General features: G+C 75.2%; 3 protein-coding genes and 2 pseudogenes. 3 read left to right on the plus strand and 2 right to left on the minus strand.

From position 1 onward, the window contains the following. A pseudogene (locus ACYC1Z_RS14595) lies at window positions 1-829 on the plus strand (alpha/beta fold hydrolase); the annotation flags it as partial. A 23-nt stretch (window positions 830-852) separates the two neighbouring features. Here the strand turns inward: ACYC1Z_RS14595 and ACYC1Z_RS14600 are convergent. Beyond that, on the minus strand, window positions 853-1,680 hold the full coding sequence (locus ACYC1Z_RS14600; RefSeq protein ID WP_461410245.1) for an aldo/keto reductase: 828 nt from the start codon (window positions 1,678-1,680) through the stop codon (window positions 853-855). A 126-nt stretch (window positions 1,681-1,806) separates the two neighbouring features. Between ACYC1Z_RS14600 and ACYC1Z_RS14605 the strand changes: the two genes are divergently transcribed. Next, window positions 1,807-2,574: an HAD-IIB family hydrolase gene (locus ACYC1Z_RS14605; protein WP_461410246.1), complete on the plus strand. Its 768-nt coding sequence runs from the start codon at window positions 1,807-1,809 to the stop codon at window positions 2,572-2,574. 54 nt (window positions 2,575-2,628) lie between these two features. Here the strand turns inward: ACYC1Z_RS14605 and ACYC1Z_RS14610 are convergent, their stop codons facing one another. Continuing rightward, a complete protein-coding gene (locus ACYC1Z_RS14610; RefSeq protein WP_461410247.1) occupies window positions 2,629-2,997 on the minus strand; it encodes a thioredoxin family protein in 369 nt (122 codons plus the stop codon). 333 nt (window positions 2,998-3,330) lie between these two features. Here ACYC1Z_RS14610 and ACYC1Z_RS14615 point away from each other — a divergent pair. Next, window positions 3,331-3,709 (plus strand): annotated as a pseudogene (locus ACYC1Z_RS14615) (hypothetical protein); the annotation flags it as partial.

Consider the following 3,709-nt stretch of genomic DNA (forward strand, 5'->3'; position numbering starts at 1 on the left):
GGCCGACGACCTCAGCGCCGCACAGCGCCAGGCGTTCGCGCACGTGCGCCTCGTCGTCGCCGCGGGAGCGCCGGTCACCGCCGCCCAGTTCGCCCGGATCCGGGACGTGCTGCCGGCGGCGGAGCCGCACGCGGTCTACGGCACCGCCGAGGTGGGGCCGATCGCCGCGGCGTCCCTCGAGGAGATCACCGCGGCCGAGGCCGACGCGGCGGCCGGCGTCCGCGGTGCGGACGGTCGCGCGGGACCGGTCGGTGCGGGTGGCGGCGGGTGCGTGGGCACACCCCTCGCCGGGGTCACCGTCCAGGTCATCCCGCTCGACGAGGTCGGCCGACCCGCGAGCGAGCCCACGGACACCGCCGGCGTGCGCGGTGAGGTGCTCGTGGCCGACCGGGACGGCTCCGGGGGTCCCGCCTGGCACCGCACCGGCGACGTCGGGCACCTCGACGGCCGCGGCCGGTTGTGGCTGGAGGGACGGGTGGCCCACGTCATCACCACCGCGCGGGGGGTGCTCACGCCGGTGCGGCTCGAGCACGACGCGCTCCGCATCCGCGGCGTGGTGCGCGCCGGCGCGGTCGGTCTGGGGCCCGTGGGGGACCAGCAGGTGGTGCTGGTGGTCCAGACGGACCCGGACGTGCACGCGGGTGCCCGGGCGCCGGCGTCGTTCGCGCCGCCGGGCCTGGCCCGGGCGGTGCGCGCCGCCGTCACCGCGCCGGTCGCCGCCGTCCTGCGGGTGCCCGAGATCCCGACCGAGGGCTACCGGGTCGACCGCCCCCGTCTCGCCGCCTGGGCCCGCCGGATGCTCGCGGGCCAGCGGGCGGGGAACCCGTGAGGCTGCCCGCGGAGGGCTGAGCCTCAGAACTCCTCGTGCGACTCCGGGTCGGCGCCGTAGCGGCTCGATTCCAGTGCGCTGATGCGGTCCAGCTCCCAGGCGCGCAGGTTGAACCGGAAGATGTCGAGGTTCTCCCCCCGGCGGGCGGGGTCGGCGGACTTGGGGATGGGGAGCGCGCCGAGCTGGTGGTGCCAGCGCAGGATCACCTGGGCCGGGGTGACGCCGTGGAACCGGGCGGCCTCCGCCACGGCGGGGGCGTCCAGGAGGCGGCCACGGCCCAGCGGCTGGTAGCTCTGGGTGAGCACGTTCCGGGCGGCGTGGTCCGCGCGCAGGGCCGACTGGGGGAACGCCGGGTGCATCTCGATCTGGTTCACCGCCGGCGTCACGCCCGTCTCGGCGATGAGGCGGTCGAGGTGCTCCGCCGTGAAGTTCGAGACGCCGATCGAGCGGACGAGGCCGTCGACCCGGAGCTTCACGAGCGCCCGGAACGTCTCGACGAAGGTGTCCAACCGCGGCAGCGGCCAGTGGATGAGATACAGGTCCAGGTACTCCAGGCCGAGGTCACGGCGGGTGCTCTCGAACGCCCGCAGCGTCGACTCGTAGCCCTGGTCGTCACCGCGCACCTTGCTGGTGACGACGATCTCCTCGCGCGGCACCCCCGAGTCGGCGATGCCCTGCCCGACGCCCACCTCGTTCTCGTACGTCGCGGCGGTGTCGATGAGCCGGTAGCCGGTGCGGATCGCGTCGGCGACGGCGGTGCGGGCCCCGGCGTCATCCATCCGCCACGTGCCCAGGCCTATCGCGGGGAGGTTGTGGCCGTCGTTCAGGGTCCACTGCGGCACGCTGTTCATGCCCACAGTCTGCCCGGTGCGGGCGCCGCACCCAAGGGGCCGGTGGTCCCGCGCACCCGGCCGGCGGGATCGCCCGGCATAATCGTCGGGGGGACGCGTGGCCCCGACGACCCGAGGAGAGCACCCGTGATCCACCCGCAGCTGATCGCCTTCGACCTGGACGACACGCTCGCGCCCTCGAAGTCGCCCATGCCGGAGCGGATGGGCCGGGCGCTCGCCGACCTGCTCGACCTGCTGCCCGTGTGCATCATCTCCGGCGGTCACTTCGGCCAGTTCCAGGACCAGGTGCTCGCCCACCTGAGCGCCACGCCCGAGGAGCTCGACCGGCTCCACCTCATGCCGACCTGCGGCACCCGGTACCTGCGCCACGACGGCCAGGCATGGCACCACGTCTACGCCTACGACCTCGGCGACGACGAGAAGTCCGCCGCGCTCGCGGCCGTGGAGGAGGAGGCCCGCCGCCTCGGGCTGTGGGCGGACCGGACCTGGGGTCCGGCGCTGGAGGACCGCGGTTCCCAGATCACGTTCTCCGCCCTGGGACAGCAGGCGCCCCTGGACGCCAAGAAGGCCTGGGACCCGACGGGGGAGAAGAAGGAGGCGCTGCGCGCCGCCGTCGCCGCGCGCCTGCCCGGACTGGAGGTGCGTTCCGGCGGCTCGACGTCGGTGGACATCACCCGCGCCGGCGTCGACAAGGCATACGGCATGGAGCGGCTGAGCGAGCAGACCGGTATCGACGTGACGGACATGCTCTTCGTGGGCGACCGTCTCGACGAGGGCGGCAACGACTACCCGGTGGTGCGCCTGGGGATGCCGACGCGTGCGGTGACCGACTGGGCGGAGACGGCTGCCCTCGTCGAGGAGATGGTCACGAGCCTCGCGGTCGCCCGGGCCTGACCGGTCGGCGGGCCGGCGGGGCCGGCGGCGGGACGGTTCGGTGGCGGGACGGGTTCACCGGCCGGTGACGGCGCGGCGTAGCCACGCCAGCCGCGGCACGCCCTCCAGGCGGTCGCGCACCCGCCCGGCGGGGTCCAGCACGAGCACGGTCGGGGTGGTGCGGATCCGCAGCGTCGCCGCGAGCTCCTCGTGACCGGCGACGTCGAGCTCCACGTGGCGGACACCGGGGGTGGTCTCGGCCACGCGCCGCGCCACCGTGCGGGCGCCGCTGCACGGGGCACAGAACGAGCTCGAGATCTGCAGCACGGTGGCCCGCTCACCCAGGACCGCCGTCGCCGGCAGGCCCCCCGTGCCGGGTCGGAGCGTCGTCGCGCCGTCGTCGTACCGGTCCTCGGTGCGCGGGTCCTGGGTGCTCGCCGTCAACCGTCGTCTCCGTCCTGCGTCCATGTCGGCCGCCGCCGTCCGGCCGTACCCACCCGTACCCACCATCGTCGTCGCCCGGCGGGGAGACGTGGAACTGTCCCCGTCGCAACGCCGGGGCGGTGGCCGGGCATTCCCACGCACTCCCGAGGCGTTCCCGCCCCGCGCGTCGGCGTGCGTGGAGCGGGTGCCCGATCCCGGGCCGGTAGCCCATCCCTCGACCACCCTCCCTCGACCACCCTCCCTCGACCACCCACGACACGCGAGTCGTGATCGGCTGACGGGCGGTTTGCCCACGTACCGTGGGGTCGTCCCGAACTCGTCGGAGGATTGTCGTTGCGCCGTCATCTGCTCGCCGCCCTGATCTTCTTCGCCGTCGCCTCGGTGACCCTCGTGGGGGGAACGGACGGCGGCGTGGCCGCCGAACGCTCGGCCGGGGCCGCGGCGAGCAGCAGCCCTTCCGCCGATTCGACAGACGGCCCGGCGCCGACCGGCGAAGGGGCTCCGAGCGCCGAGCCGGCGCCGCCGGCGGTCGCCGTGACCGCCGTGCCCGATCAGCCGGTGGTGCTCGCGTCGGACCGGCCCGAGGTGCTCGCCCGCGCCACGAGCGAGGCCCTGTTCGTCTCGGCCCCCGTCGTGGTGCTCGCCGCGCCCGGATCGGTGCTGCGCGGGGCCTCTCTCGCCGTCGCGGTCGGTGCGCCCCTGCTCCTTCAGG

The organism is Georgenia sp. (assembly GCF_054605595.1).

Coding starts and splice junctions, on each gene's coding strand:
- ACYC1Z_RS14600 (WP_461410245.1), bottom strand. CDS start 1,680: ATGAACAGCGTGCCGCAGTGGACCCTGAACGACGGCCACAACCTCCCC.